This is a genomic window from Cupriavidus sp. P-10 (assembly GCF_003402535.2).
In the GTDB taxonomy this organism is placed as follows: domain Bacteria; phylum Pseudomonadota; class Gammaproteobacteria; order Burkholderiales; family Burkholderiaceae; genus Cupriavidus.
In genome coordinates, this window is sequence record NZ_AP025171.1 from 1991163 (window position 1) to 2004886 (window position 13724).

10 protein-coding genes are annotated in these 13724 nt (G+C 65.3%); all 10 read right to left on the bottom strand.

Annotated elements, in window-relative coordinates; genetic code table 11:
• Nucleotides 1–19: 19 nt before the first annotated feature.
• Nucleotides 20–1606: an AMP-binding protein gene (locus CTP10_RS25895; protein ID WP_116321770.1), complete on the bottom strand. Its 1587-nt coding sequence runs from the start codon at nucleotides 1604–1606 to the stop codon at nucleotides 20–22.
• 271 nt (nucleotides 1607–1877) lie between these two features.
• The gene (locus tag CTP10_RS25900; protein WP_116321769.1) at nucleotides 1878–2315 is read right to left on the bottom strand and encodes a PAS domain-containing protein; all 438 of its coding nucleotides are present in this window, start codon (nucleotides 2313–2315) and stop codon (nucleotides 1878–1880) included.
• A gap of 150 nt (nucleotides 2316–2465) precedes the next feature.
• Entirely contained in the window at nucleotides 2466–3716 is a 1251-nt protein-coding gene (gene frc, locus CTP10_RS25905) for a formyl-CoA transferase (protein ID WP_116321768.1), read from the bottom strand.
• Between the two features lie 55 nt (nucleotides 3717–3771).
• A complete protein-coding gene (gene oxc / locus CTP10_RS25910; RefSeq protein WP_116321767.1) occupies nucleotides 3772–5511 on the bottom strand; it encodes an oxalyl-CoA decarboxylase in 1740 nt (579 codons plus the stop codon).
• Between the two features lie 727 nt (nucleotides 5512–6238).
• Nucleotides 6239–7636, bottom strand: a complete 1398-nt coding sequence (gene pntB, locus CTP10_RS25915; RefSeq protein WP_116321766.1) for a Re/Si-specific NAD(P)(+) transhydrogenase subunit beta — start codon at nucleotides 7634–7636, stop codon at nucleotides 6239–6241.
• A 25-nt stretch (nucleotides 7637–7661) separates the two neighbouring features.
• Complete coding sequence (locus CTP10_RS25920) at nucleotides 7662–9224, bottom strand: Re/Si-specific NAD(P)(+) transhydrogenase subunit alpha (RefSeq protein ID WP_116321765.1); 1563 nt, start codon at nucleotides 9222–9224, stop codon at nucleotides 7662–7664.
• 36 nt (nucleotides 9225–9260) lie between these two features.
• Nucleotides 9261–10037, bottom strand: coding sequence for a fumarylacetoacetate hydrolase family protein (locus CTP10_RS25925; protein WP_116321764.1), 777 nt, complete (start codon nucleotides 10035–10037; stop codon nucleotides 9261–9263).
• Between the two features lie 169 nt (nucleotides 10038–10206).
• A complete protein-coding gene (gene frc, locus CTP10_RS25930) occupies nucleotides 10207–11439 on the bottom strand; it encodes a formyl-CoA transferase (RefSeq protein WP_116321763.1) in 1233 nt (410 codons plus the stop codon).
• Nucleotides 11440–11724: 285 nt separating this feature from the next.
• A complete protein-coding gene (locus tag CTP10_RS25935) occupies nucleotides 11725–12444 on the bottom strand; it encodes a GntR family transcriptional regulator (protein WP_116321762.1) in 720 nt (239 codons plus the stop codon).
• A 282-nt stretch (nucleotides 12445–12726) separates the two neighbouring features.
• Nucleotides 12727–13704, bottom strand: coding sequence for a 2-dehydropantoate 2-reductase (locus CTP10_RS25940; protein ID WP_116321761.1), 978 nt, complete (start codon nucleotides 13702–13704; stop codon nucleotides 12727–12729).
• Between the last annotated feature and the right edge of the window lie 20 nt (nucleotides 13705–13724).

Genomic DNA, 13724 nt, shown 5'->3' on the forward strand with positions numbered 1-13724 from the left:
CGGCATGCGTCAGCGGCGCTCAGGCCACCTGCCGTTCCTGCCCGCCCCAGTAGCGGCCGCGGATCGCCTTGCGGTCGATCTTGCCCAGCGCGGTCAGCGGCAGTTCTTCGGCAAACACGACCTGCTTGGGCGCGTTGACCACACCCTTGTGTTGCGTGACATGGCCGATCACGTCGGCCTCGGTCAACGCGGCGCCGGGGCGCGTCACGACGATGGCCGTGACCGACTCGCCCCACTTGGCATCCGGGATGCCGATCACCGCCGACATGGCGATGGCCGGGTGCTGCGCCAGGCAGTGCTCCACCTCGCTCGGGTACACATTGAAGCCGCCGCTGATGATCATGTCCTTGGCGCGGTCGACCAGGTACAGGTAACCCTCGCTGTCGCAGCGCGCCATGTCGCCGGTATGCAGCCAGTCGCCGGCGAAGACTTTCGCGTTTTCTTCCGGCCGATTCAGGTAGCTTTCCATCACCAGCGGCCCGCGCACGCACAGTTCGCCGACCTCGCCCGGCGCGACTTCGCGCAGGTCGGCGTCGAGCAGCCGCACCTGGTTGCCGGCGATGACCTTGCCGCATGAACGCAGCCGTTCCGGACGATCCGGGTCGTGGTCGGCGCGTGGCAGGTAGCTGATGCACATCGGCGCTTCGGCCTGGCCATAGATCTGGCCGAACACCGGGCCAATGCGGCGCAGCGCATCGGCAAGCCGCACCGGCGCGATCGGCGCGGCGCCATAAAGCACCAGTTCCAGGCTGGACAGGTCGGCCGTATCGAGGCCATCGCAGTCGAGCACGCCGTAGATCTGCGTCGGCACCAGGAAAGTCAGGTTGATGCGGTCCTGCGCCACGCGGCGCAGGAAGTCCGCGGGGCTGAACTTGTCGCACAGGTAGACGGTACCGCCGCGCAGCAGCGTCGGCAGGATCATGGCGCCCGACGCGTGCGAGATCGGCGTGGTCACCAGGTAGCGCACCTGCGCCGGCCACTCGTAGGTAGCCAGCATGTACTGCAGCACGGTCACCGTGGTCCGGTGGGTATGCAAGATGCCTTTGGAGCGGCCGGTGGTGCCGCCGGTAAAGGAGATCTTGCTGATTTCCGTGGGATCGTCGCCGGGGATATAGTCGGCGCCATCCATCGCCGCCGCCACGCTGGCCAGCCCGGGGCCGAATTCGCCGTCGTCCAGCGGCAGCACCTGCACCGCGCGGGCACCGGCCAGCGCGCGCGCCCGCTCGGCGAAACGCGCGTTGTCGACCACCAGCGCCGTCACGCCCGCCTCCTGCAGCACGAAGGCGTGATCCGCTTCCGATGCCATCGGATGCAGCGACACGTTCTTCAGCCCGGCCAGCTGCGCGGCGATGATCGCGGCCACCGCTTCGGCGCGGTTGCCGACCAGGAAGGCCACGGCATCCTGCCGCGCCAGCCCTCTGGCGGCGAACAGCCGCGCGAGGCGCGCGCACAGCTGCGCGAGTTCGTCGTAACCCAGCGTGATGTCGTCGCCCACGATGGCCGGCACGCCCGGCCGCGCGCGCAGCGCCGTCGCATAGAGCTGGCCAACGGTCGCGCCGCCGTGCACGCGCGAGACCGCCGGAACGCCTGGGGGCTGAAGGGTCATCTTGTCTCCTCGGTGGCTGTTCTTGTCAGGCCCCAATGTAGGGGCCGTTAGGTACCACGTCAATGCTTTTGGTACCGAAAAGGCGGCGTTCGGGCGCATTGAAGCGGCGCGCAAGGCGCGCGGCCGAAAGGGCTTGGGGTATTCCCGGGGACGAAAGGACGGGGTGCAGCGCCGCGGCACTGTGCGACGGCGCTGGCAACAATCAGAAGGGAAAACGCGAATGTTGTGTCCCCTCTCCCATTTATGGGTCATTTATGGGAGAGGTGGAGAATCAGGCCTGTTCCTTGACCTGGTTCTCCAGCTCGACCAGCCGCTTCTTCAGCGCCCGCTCTTCCTGGAAGCGCACGGTCTCGTCGCGGATCACGGCGACGATGCCGGTGATGGCACCCGCGTCGTCCTTGAGCAGCGCCACCGTAAAGGCGATCGACATGGTCTTGCCGTGCTTGTCGACCGCGGGCACCTTCAGCAGGTCATGGCCGTAGCGCGTGATGCCGGTGGCCATGGTCTTGTCATAGCCCTCCCAATGGCGCCCGCGCAGTCGCTCGGGAATGATCAGGTCGAGCGACTGGCCCATGGCCTCGGCCTGGGTGAAGCCGAACATGCGCTCGGCGGCGGGGTTCCACAGCGTGATGGCGCCCTTGGCGTCGGAGATGATGACGGCGTCGCCAATGGCGGACACCAGTTGCGCGAAATCGATGGGTTCTGGCATGGGGATTCCCTCTCTGTCGGTCATTGCCGGTTGGGGTATGTTGCCATCAAGGTAGCGCGGCCCGGGGCCACGCTGCAAGCAAAAACGCCGGGGCGGCGCGGTTTGCGCGGCCCCGGCGTACGCCCCGGCACATGTGCCGGGCAGGTGGCGTCAGATCACCTGGGACTCGCGCAGGCGCTTGATGTCGTCCGCGCCGTAGCCCAGGCCGGCCAGCACTTCCTCGCTATGCTCGCCCAGCAGCGGCGAACCGGTGATCTCCGGCTTGAGGTCGGAGAACTTGATCGGGCTGCCCACCGTCAGGTAAGTGCCACGCTCCTTGTGCGGCACCTCGGTGATGCTGCCGCTGGCGCGCAGCGACGGATCGTCGGCGATCTCCTTCATCGACAGCACCGGCGAGCACGGGATGTCATGCTTGCGCAGGATGTCCACCGCCTCGTACTTGGTCTTGTCGGCGAGCCATTCCTCGATGGTGTTGAAGATATCGAAGATATGCGGCTGGCGCGCCTTGGCCGTGGCGTAGTTGGGATCGTCGATCCATTCCGGCTTGCCCAGCGCCTTGCAGATCGGCTCCCAGGCATGGCCCTGGATGGTGAAGTAGATGTAAGCGTTGGGGTCGGTCTCCCAGCCCTTGCACTTGAGCACCCAGCCCGGCTGGCCGCCGCCGCCCGCGTTGCCGCCGCGCGGCACCACGTCGCTGAAGCTGCCATGCGGATACTGCGGGTACTCCTCCAGGAAGCCCAGGCGGTCCAGGCGCTGCTGGTCGCGCAGCTTGACGCGGCACAGGTTCAGCACGGCGTCCTGCATCGACACGGCCACCTTCTGGCCCTTGCCAGTCTTGTCGCGGCCGATCAGCGCGGTCAGGATGCCGATGGCCAGGTGCATGCCAGTGTTGGAGTCGCCCAGGGCCGCGGCGGACACCGTCGGCGGGCCGTCCCAGAAACCGGTGGTCGAAGCCGCACCGCCTGCGCACTGCGCCACGTTCTCATAGACCTTCAGGTCTTCGTAGTGGTGGCCGTCGCTGAAGCCCTTGACCGAAGCCACGATCATCTTCGGGTTCAGTTCGTTGATGCGCTCCCACGAAAAGCCCATGCGGTCCAGCGCGCCCGGGCCGAAGTTCTCGACCAGCACGTCCGACTCGCGGATCAGCTGCTCCAGGATCTTCTTGCCGTCCGGCTTCTTGGTGTCCAGCGTCAGGCTGCGCTTGTTGGAGTTGAGCATGGTGAAGTACAGCGCGTCGACATCCGGGATATCGCGCAGCTGGGTGCGCGTCACGTCGCCGGAACCGGGGCGCTCGACCTTGATCACGTCGGCGCCGAACCATGCCAGCAGCTGCGTGCACGCGGGGCCGGCCTGGACGTGCGTGAAGTCAATGATCTTGATGCCGTTGAGCGGGAGGTTCACTTTCGTTCTCCTATTGGATTAGAGCGGTGAAATTCGGGGGTGAAATTCGGGTGAATTACTTCTTGGCCGAGCTTTGCGGATTCAGATTGGTCAGACGACCGCTTTCGGTGCCAGCAGACGGATCGATGACGGCGTTGACCAGCGTGGGCTTGCCCGACCGCAGGGCTTCGTTCACCGCGGCTTCGAGTTCCGCCGGCGTGGTGACGTTGTGACCGACGCCACCGAACGCTTCCATCATCTTGTCGTAGCGCGCGCCCGGGACGAACGTCGTGACCGCCGGGTCCTTGCCGCCGGTCGGATTCACGTCGATACCCTTGTAGACGCCGTTGTTGTTGAAAATGACGATGCAGACCGGCAGGTTGTAGCGGCAGATCGTCTCGACTTCCATGCCCGAGAAACCAAACGCACTGTCACCGCACAGCGCCAGCACCGGCTTGCTGGTCTCGACCGCCGCGGCGACCGCGTAGCCCATGCCCACGCCCATCACGCCCCAGGTGCCCACGTCCAGGCGCTTGCGCGGCTCGTACATGTCGATCACGGCACGGGCGTAGTCCAGCGTATTGGCGCCTTCGTTGACAAACGAGATGCCCGGATTGGCCTTGACGACATCCTTCAGCACGCCCAGCGCGCCGTGGAAGTTCATCGGCGACGCATCCTTGGCCCTGGCCAGGGTCTCGCCCATCTTCGCCAGGTTCGTGTCCCTGCGGTCGGCCACCGCGTTCAGCCAGTCGGCGCCCGGCTTGGTGAAGTCGTTGCCGACCTTGTCGAGGATCGCTGACACGCACGAACCAATGTCACCGACTACCGGCGCGGCGATGGCGACGTTGCTGTCCATCTCGGTCGCCGCGATATCGATCTGGATGAACTGCTTTGGCTTGCCCCAGGTCTTGCCCTTGCCGTGCGACAGCAGCCAGTTCAGGCGGGCACCGACCAGCAACACCACGTCAGCTTCAGCCAGCACATACGAGCGTGCGGCGGAGGCCGATTGCGGGTGCGTATCGGGCAGCAGGCCCTTGGCCATCGACATCGGCAGGTACGGAATGCCCGTCTTCTCGACCAGCGTGCGGATATCCGCTTCGGCGCGTGCGTACGCAGCACCCTTGCCTACCAGGATCAGCGGGCGCTTGGCGCTCTTCAGCAGCGCGACGGCACGGTCGACCGAGTCCGGGGCAGGCAGTTGGCGCGGGGCCGGATCGACCACCTTGATCAGCGACTTGCGGCCCTTCTCGGCTTCCATCGACTGGCCCAGCAGCTTGGCCGGCAGGTCCAGGTACACACCGCCCGGACGGCCCGACACGGCGGCACGAATGGCACGCGCGATACCGACACCAATGTCTTCAGCGTGCAGCACGCGGAAGGCAGCCTTGGCGTGCGGACGGGCGATGGCCAACTGGTCCATCTCTTCGTAGTCACCCTGCTGCAGATCGACGATCTCGCGCTCGCTCGAGCCGCTGATCAGGATCATCGGGAAGCAGTTGGTGGTCGCATGCGCCAGCGCCGTCAGCCCGTTCAGGAAGCCAGGCGCAGAAACGGTCAGGCAAACGCCCGGCTTTTGCGTGAGAAAGCCGGCAATCGCTGCTGCGTTGCCTGCGTTCTGCTCGTGGCGGAAGCTGATGACGCGCATGCCGTTGGCCTGCGCCAGACGCGCCAGATCGGTGACCGGAATACCGGGCAGGCCATAGATGTTTTCGATGCCGTTCAGCTTCAGCGCGTCGATGACCAGATGAAAACCATCGGTTTGTGCCTGATGTTCTTCCGTGGCGTGACGCTGCAGCTCGTTTCCGACTTCTGCCATGGTTGCTTCCTTCTATACAAATTGACTGGGGTTGGAAATCTTCTATTTCAGGGTGGCTGCCGCGGTGGTGCTCCCGGCCCCCTTCGCTACGACTTCGGACATGCTTGGTCTCCTCCTTGGACTCGTGTTCGTAGTGCGCGGGGGCTGTCCCCTTGCTTCACCCTCTGCCGGTCTGTTCGACCGCTCTTGATGACATACGGTATGTGATATATCAGAGAACGGCAAGCTATTTTCCTACTCTGCGACAAACTTTCGTCAGTGCACTGCAGCAAACTGGTCTTTATCTGCGCTCAAATCAGTGCAATTCCTTAATCTGCGCAATCCATTCCCCCTTTGCACAGATCCAGGAGTTCAATCCGCAAACTAATTGCACGGATATCTCAGTCGTCAGATATATTACATGCCACGTTTTCAGGCACTTTGAGGCCATCTAAATGGCCCGTGATGAACCGTTGCGCAGGGGGCCAGCAGTCTCCTGGCTTTTTTGTATTGCGCCTCGACGAGCACTTACGGGCTTTATGCGGGTGAGTCCTTTACAACTGGACCTGCCCTTGGCCTTGCGGCACATGAATCCGTGGATTGATGCTAACTGAAGCTAAATTAGTCTTGGCTTAAAGTTTTTTATCGTATCTATTCATGACCGCTTATATATTGCGGGAACTGGCATGAATTCGGGTGCAGGAATGCCATCGAGGATTGCCGGTGGCACCCCACCCCTGGAAAACCCCTACGCCGGCGTTTCCTCCAGCTGCCGCAGCAACGCATCGACACTGCCCTTGGCATCGCCAAACCACATGCGCGTGTTGTCCTTGTAGAACAGCGGATTGTCGACTCCCGCGTAGCCCGCCGCCATGCTGCGCTTGGACACCACGACGGTCTTCGCCTTCCACACCTCCAGCACCGGCATGCCGGCGATCGGACTGGCAGGGTCTTCCAGCGCGCCCGGGTTGACGATGTCGTTGGCGCCGACCACCAGCACCACGTCGGCTTTCTCGAAGTCGTCGTTGATCTCTTCCATTTCCAGCACGATGTCGTACGGCACGCGGGCCTCGGCCAGCAGCACGTTCATGTGCCCCGGCAAGCGGCCAGCCACCGGGTGGATGCCGAAGCGGACATTGACCCCCTGCGCGCGCAACCGCCGCGCGATCTCGCTGATGGTGCCCTGCGCCTGCGCCACCGCCATGCCGTAGCCCGGCACGATGATGACCTCGTTGGCATCCTTGAGCAGGCTGCTGACTTCCTCGCTCGACACCGGCAGCACCTCGCCCTGCTCGGTCGCCGTGCCCTGCGCCTGCACCGCGCCGAAGCCGCCCAGGATCACCGACAGGAACTTGCGGTTCATCGCCTTGCACATGATGTAGCTGAGGATGGCGCCGCTCGATCCCACCAGCGCGCCGGTGATGATCAGCAGGTCATTGCCCAGCATGAAGCCGGTCGCCGCGGCCGCCCAGCCGGAGTAGCTGTTCAGCATCGACACCACCACCGGCATGTCGGCGCCGCCGATGGCCAGCACCAGGTGCGCGCCGACCAGCAGCGCGATCCCGGTCATGACCGCCAGCGGCACCAGTCCCTGCTGCGGATCGGCAGCACTCAGGAAGCTGTAGCCCAGCCACACGCACACCACCAGCGCGCCGGCATTAAGCACGTGGCGGCCCGGCAGCAGCATCGGCTTGCCGCCCATGGTGCCCTGCAGCTTGAGGAAGGCGATGATCGACCCGGTAAAGGTGACCGCGCCGATCAGGATGCCGAGGTAGGTCTCGATCTCATGGATCGCCTTCTCGGCGCCGGCCAGCGTGGTGGGTTCGAGGTAGTTGGCGTAGCCGACCAGCACTGCGGCCAGGCCGACGAAGCTGTGCAGCACCGCCACCAGCTGCGGCATCTGCGTCATCTCCACGCGCCTGGCCAGCACCGCGCCGGCGATGCCGCCCACCAGCATCGCGCCGATGATGATGGCGACGCCATCGGGCGTGCCGGCCAGCACGGTGGTCACCACCGCGATCACCATGCCGGCGATGCCGAACAGGTTGCCGCGTTTGGCGGTGGCAGGATGGCTCAGCCCGCTCAGGCTGAGGATGAACAGCGCGCTGGCGCCAAGGTAAGCGATATTGCTGATTCCGGAAGGCATGGCTCGGTCTCCTTTGCCCTTGTGTTCAGTCGCGCTGGAACATCTTCAGCATGCGCTGCGTGACGAGGAAGCCCCCGGCGATATTGATGGTCGCAACCAGCACCGCGCAGCCCGCGATCACAGCCGTCAGCAACGACGGCTTGCCCAGTTGCACCAGCGCCCCCACCACGATGATCCCGCTGATGGCATTGGTCACGCTCATCAGCGGCGTATGCAGCGCGGCGGTGACGTTCCACACCACCTGATAGCCAACGAAGATCGCCAGCACGAACACGGTGAAGTGCGCCATGAAGGCCGGCGGCGCCACAGCCCCGAGGGCGAGCAATGCGATCGCCGCCACCGCGAGCACGGCCAGCTTCACGCCGGTACGGTTTGGCGGCGGGGCGGCTTCCGCCTGCACCGGCGGCGACGCGGCCGGCGCCTGCTGCTGCGGGATCGCCACCGTCAGCGGCGGCGGCGGCCAGGTCACGGTGCCCTGGTGCTGCACCGTGGCGCCGCGGATCATCTCGTCGTCCATGTTGACGACGAGCCGGCCGTCCTTGCCCGGCGTCAGCTCGGTCAACAGGTGGCGGATATTGGTGGCGTAGAGCTGGCTCGACTGCGCCGCCATCCGGCTCGGCAGGTCGGTATAGCCGATGATCGTCACCCCGTTGCGGCGCACGCTTTCGCCCGGCACGGTCAGCACGCAGTTGCCGCCCTGCTCGGCGGCAAGGTCCACCACCACGCTGCCGGAACGCATGAGCCCGACGGTCTCGGGCTGCAGCAGCTTCGGCGCCGGCTTGCCCGGGATCAGCGCGGTGGTGATGATGATGTCCACCTCGCGCGCCTGCTCGGCAAAGAGACGCATCTCCGCCTCGATGAAGGCGGGGCTCATCTCCTTGGCATAGCCGCCGCTGCCACTGCCGTCCTCTTCGATCTCGACGGTCAGGAACTCGGCGCCCAGGCTCTCGATCTGCTGACGCACCACCGGCCGCGTATCGAAGGCACGCACCACCGCGCCCAGGCTGCGCGCCGCGCCGATTGCCGCCAGCCCCGCCACGCCCGCGCCGATCACCAGCACGCGCGCCGGCGGGATCTTGCCCGCGGCGGTGATCTGGCCGGCAAAGGGCCGGCCGAAGGCATGCGCGGCTTCGATCACCGCACGGTAGCCCGCCATATTGGCCATCGAGCTGAGCGCATCCAGCTTCTGCGCGCGCGAGATGCGCGGCACGCAGTCCATCGCCAGCACCGTGGCGCCGCGCTGCGCCAGCCGCTCCAGCAGCGCCATCTGCTGCGCCGGCCAGACAAAGCCGATCAGCGTGGCATGCTTCTTCAGCAGCGCCGCCTCTTCCACGCCGAGGCTGGGGTGGACCTGCGGCGGGCGCACCTTGACCACCACGTCGACCGAGGCCCACAGGCTCGCCGCATCGACGATGGCGGCGCCGGCGGCGCGGTAGTCATCGTCGGAGAAAGAAGCCTCCTGCCCCGCGCCGGTCTCTACCACGACCTGGTAGCCGAGCTTGAGCAGTTCCTTGACCGAGTCCGGGGTGGCGGCAACGCGCCGCTCGCCCGGGTGGACCTCGCGGGGCACACCGATCGTCATTGGCATGGCATTCACCGTAATCGAGTTTGCGTTAGGTCGCGCTCAGCCGCGCACGTGGTTGACCAGCGAGCCGATGCCAGCGATCGACACCTCCACCACCGCGCCATCCTTCATCGAACCCACGCCCAGCGAGGTACCGACGGCAATCACGTCACCGGGCAACAGCGTCAGGTCTTGCGAAATGCGGCTGACCTGCTCTTCCGGCGAGAAGATCATGTCCGACAGCGGATAGTTCTGGCGCTCCACGCCATCGAGCCGCGTCACCACGCTGGCGGCGCGCCAGTCAAAGCCGGTGACAATGGCCGGGCCGACACAGCCAAAGGTGTCGAAGCCCTTGGCGCGCGTCCATTGCGGGAAATTGGGATCGGCGGTGATCAGCTCGGCCGCGGTCACATCGTTGACGATGGTGTAGCCGAAGATATGGGCGCCGGCCTCTCCCACCGACACATTGCGCGCCTTCTTGCCGATGACGATGCCAAGCTCGCCCTCGTAGACGATCTTGCCGTCGTAGCTCTTGGGGCGCTGCACGGCGTCGTTGGGGCCGGCCAGCGACGACGCCGGCTTGATCAGGAACAGCGGGTGCGTCGGCACCGGCTTTTCCAGCTTGCGCGCGAGCGCGTGGAAGTTGTTCCACAGCGCCACCACCTTGCCGGGCTCGCACGGCGCAACCAGCGTCAGCGCCGCGAGTTCATGCACAGCGCCGGTGGGCGCGGGATGGTTGAAACCGTCGCTGTCGTATTCGACGACACGATGTTGATCTTCGAGGCGCCCATGGGCGATGCCGCCGTCAGCGCGGCGAAAGCGTATCCAGGTTTGCACGGGAATGCTCCTTGCGCAGGCAAAGGCGGGCCCTGCCTGCGCCGATATCGGTTGCAGGATTCGATCGAGGAAGAAAGAGGAATTGGCGGGAGGGGCCGCCTGCCGCGCCTGTCGCCCTCGCCGCTGCGGGAACGACTGGCGCCAGCAAGCGCCCCTCAGGCCGGGTGCGTCATACCGCCCCGGCCAGCTTCATCGCCGAGATCTGCGCGGGCGTGCGGCCCAGCCATTCGAGAATCTCGTCGGTATGCTCGCCCAGCAGCGGCGAGCGCTCCACCTGCACCGGCGACGCCGACATCGTGATCGGGCACCCCAGCTGCACATAGTTACCGCGCTGCGGATGCTCCAGCTCGACCAGGTAGCCGCGCTGGTACAGCGACTGGTCCTCGATCAGGTCCTTCATCGACAGGATCGGGCCGCACGGTACATCCACCTCGTTGAGCGCTGCCATCACGTCGAACTTGCTGACCTTGCCGGTCCACTTCTCGATCACGGCGAAGCAATCGGCGAGGTGCTTGAGACGCGCTTCCGGCGTGGCGTAGTCCGGGTTGGTGATCAGGTCCTCGCGGCCACACAGGCGCATCAGCGGCTCCCAGCCCTGCGGCTGGATGATGACGTAGACATAGTCGTTGGGGCCGCCCGGCGCGCAGCGCAGCGCCGCGCCCGGCTGGCCGCCGCCAGAGGCATTGCCGGCGCGCGGCACGTGGTCGCCGAACTCCTGGTTGGGGTATTCGCGCAGCGGGCCGTTGTCCAGGCGCTGCTGGTCGCGCAGCTTGACGCGGCACAGGTTCAGCACCGCATCCTGCATCGCCACCTCCACGCGTTGTCCGCGGCCGGTGTGCTCGCGTTGCAGCAGCGCGGCCAGGATGCCGACCACGCAATGGATGCCAGTGCCCGAGTCGCCGATCTGCGCGCCGGTCACGGTCGGCACGCCTTCGGCATCGCCGGTGGTCGAGGCCGACCCGCCCATGCACTGCGCCACGTTCTCGTACGCCTTGCAGTCAGCATATGGTCCCGGGCCGAAGCCCTTGATCGAGGCATAGACCAGCCGCGGGTTCAGGTCCTGCAGGTGCTCCCAGTCGAAGCCCGCGCGCTCCAGCACACCCGGCCCGAAGTTCTCGATCAGCACGTCGCTTCGCTGTACCAGGTCTTCCAGCAGCGCCTTGCCTTCGGGCGTCTTCATGTTCAGCGTCAGGCTGCGCTTGTTGGAGTTGAGCATGGTGAAGTACAGGCTGTCGGCGTTGGGCACGTCGCGCAGCTGGCTGCGGGTAATGTCCCCGCGGCCGGGCATCTCGACCTTGATCACGTCCGCGCCCAGCCACGCCATCAGCTGCGTGGCCGAGGGGCCTGCCTGGACGTGGGTCATGTCCAGGATACGAACACCTTGCAGTGCCTTGGTTTCCATTGCGAAAGTCTCCTCGGGAGATGGTGATTTTTGTCGCTCCTGATGACATACGGTATGTGATATATCAGAAGAGAGCAAGAGGAGTTTGACGGATGCATCAGAAATATCGACGATGCGGCGCAACATAAGCGCATGATGAGGCACCTTGCGCAAACGTCACTACAGACGCCAGCGCTAAATTCTCACATTGATATATTACATACCATCTGGCGAAATGGCATTCGCGTGAACATCAAACAAAAACGGCGGACCGAAGTCCGCCGATTGTTGCCTTCCCCGCTCGCCTCAGTCGAGGAAGTCGCAGTGCTTCTCCACGTATTCCGCCAGGTCCAGCGAGTGCTGCCGCACCAGCCGCTCGGCCAGCTCGGTATCGCGCTTTTCCAGCGCTTCGATGATGCGCAGGTGATCCACGATCGACCTTGAGGCCCGGTCGCTCTGCGAGATCGTCATCTTCCGGATCGCGCGTACGTGGATAAAGATATTGCGGATCGTGTCCATGATGATCTGCGACTTGGACAGCTGCACGATCGCCTGGTGGAACACGATATTGGCGTCTGAATACTCTTCGATATGCTCCGCCGGCGTCGAATCGCGGAAGCTGTCGAACATGCGGCGCAGCTGGGCGATTTCCTGGTCGGTGGCATTCTGCGTGGCCAGCCGCGCCGCCATGCTCTCCAGCGCCGCCCACATCTGGATCATCTCGACGATCTCGCGCTTGGTCTTGCGCATGATGTAGATGCCCCGGCGCGGCACGGTACGCAGGAAGCCTTCCTGCTCGAGCAGCGTCATGGCTTCGCGGATCGGCGTGCGGCTGACGCCCATGGCTTCGCTCAGCACCCTTTCGTCGAGCCGGATTTCGTCGTGCGACTGGTAGATGTCGGCATCGGCGATGGCCTGCCGCAGCATGGCGTAGGCCTGGTCGCGCAGGCTGGCGCCAGCGTTGATCGGTTGCACGGACAAGGTCAGCCCGTTGGGCTGGACGATGGATTGTGGTTGCGCAGACATGGAATATGCTCGTGTGAGACCGGTGGCGCGGCGGCCGGGATGGCTGCCCGCCACATTTCCGCACAGCTTAGCAAAACGCCCGACTCATTACGAAAATGCATCAAGCAATACGTTGCGGTCATGCATCGGCACCGTCAGCGTGCGCGGTCTGTCGTATATGGTATATCACAATCGTCCTGCCATTTCTTGCCCCAAAGCGGGCCAGGCGCAACATTGGCGCGGCCGGCTCAGGGCGGGAGGGCCAGACCCGCGGCCTCTCCCGTCATCCACTACCGCCGGCGGTTACGCCGCGAGCTTGGCCATCGCATCACGCTGCTTGATCAGGCCCAGCACGGCGTCGCACATCGGCGTCGGTTGACCGACCAGCCGGCCCATTTCCTGCACCACCGTCAGCAGCGGGTCGATTTCCATCGCCCGCCCGGCCTCCAGGTCCTGCAGCATCGAGGTCTTGTGCGCCCCGACCGCTCCTGCGCCATCGATGCGCCGCTCGACGTCGACGCGGAACTTGACGCCGAAGCGCTCGGCAATGCCCTGCGCTTCCACCATCATCTGGCGCGACAGCGCGCGCGTGGACGGGTCCGAGGTAATGACATCGAGCGTGGCATGGGTCAGCGCGCTGATCGGGTTGAAGCACAGGTTGCCCCACAGCTTCAGCCAGATTTCGTCGCGGATGTTGTCACGCACCGGCGCTTCCAGGTCGGCGGCCATCATCAGTTCGCTGAGCCGCGTAACGCGGGTGGAGCGGCTGCCGTCCGGCTCGCCCAGCGGGAATTTCTTGCCATACACGTGCTTGATCACCCCGGGCGCGACGATCTCGGCAGCGGGATAGACCACGCAGCCGATCGCGCGCTCCGGCCCGAAACCACGCCACTGCCGGGCGCCGGGATCGACGCTTTCCAGCGTCGATCCCGCCAGTTCTCCGCCGTGCTTGTAGAAATACCAGTAAGGAATGCCGTTGACGCCGGTCACGATCGCGGTCTCCGGGCCCAGCAACGGCTGGATCAGGTCGACCACCCCCGGCACCGAGTGCGCCTTCAGCGTGATGAAGACATAGTCCTGTGGCCCCAGCTCGCGCGGATCGCTGGTGCAGCGCACGCGCGCGGCGCGCTCCTCGCCGTCGATCAGCAGCCGCACCCCGTGTTCCTGCATCGCCGCCAGGTGCGGGCCGCGCGCCACGAAGCTGACATCCGCCCCCGCGCGCGCAAGCTGCGCCCCGACATAGCCGCCGATGGCACCCGCGCCGTAGATACACACTTTCATTGCTGTCTCCTTGATGGCTC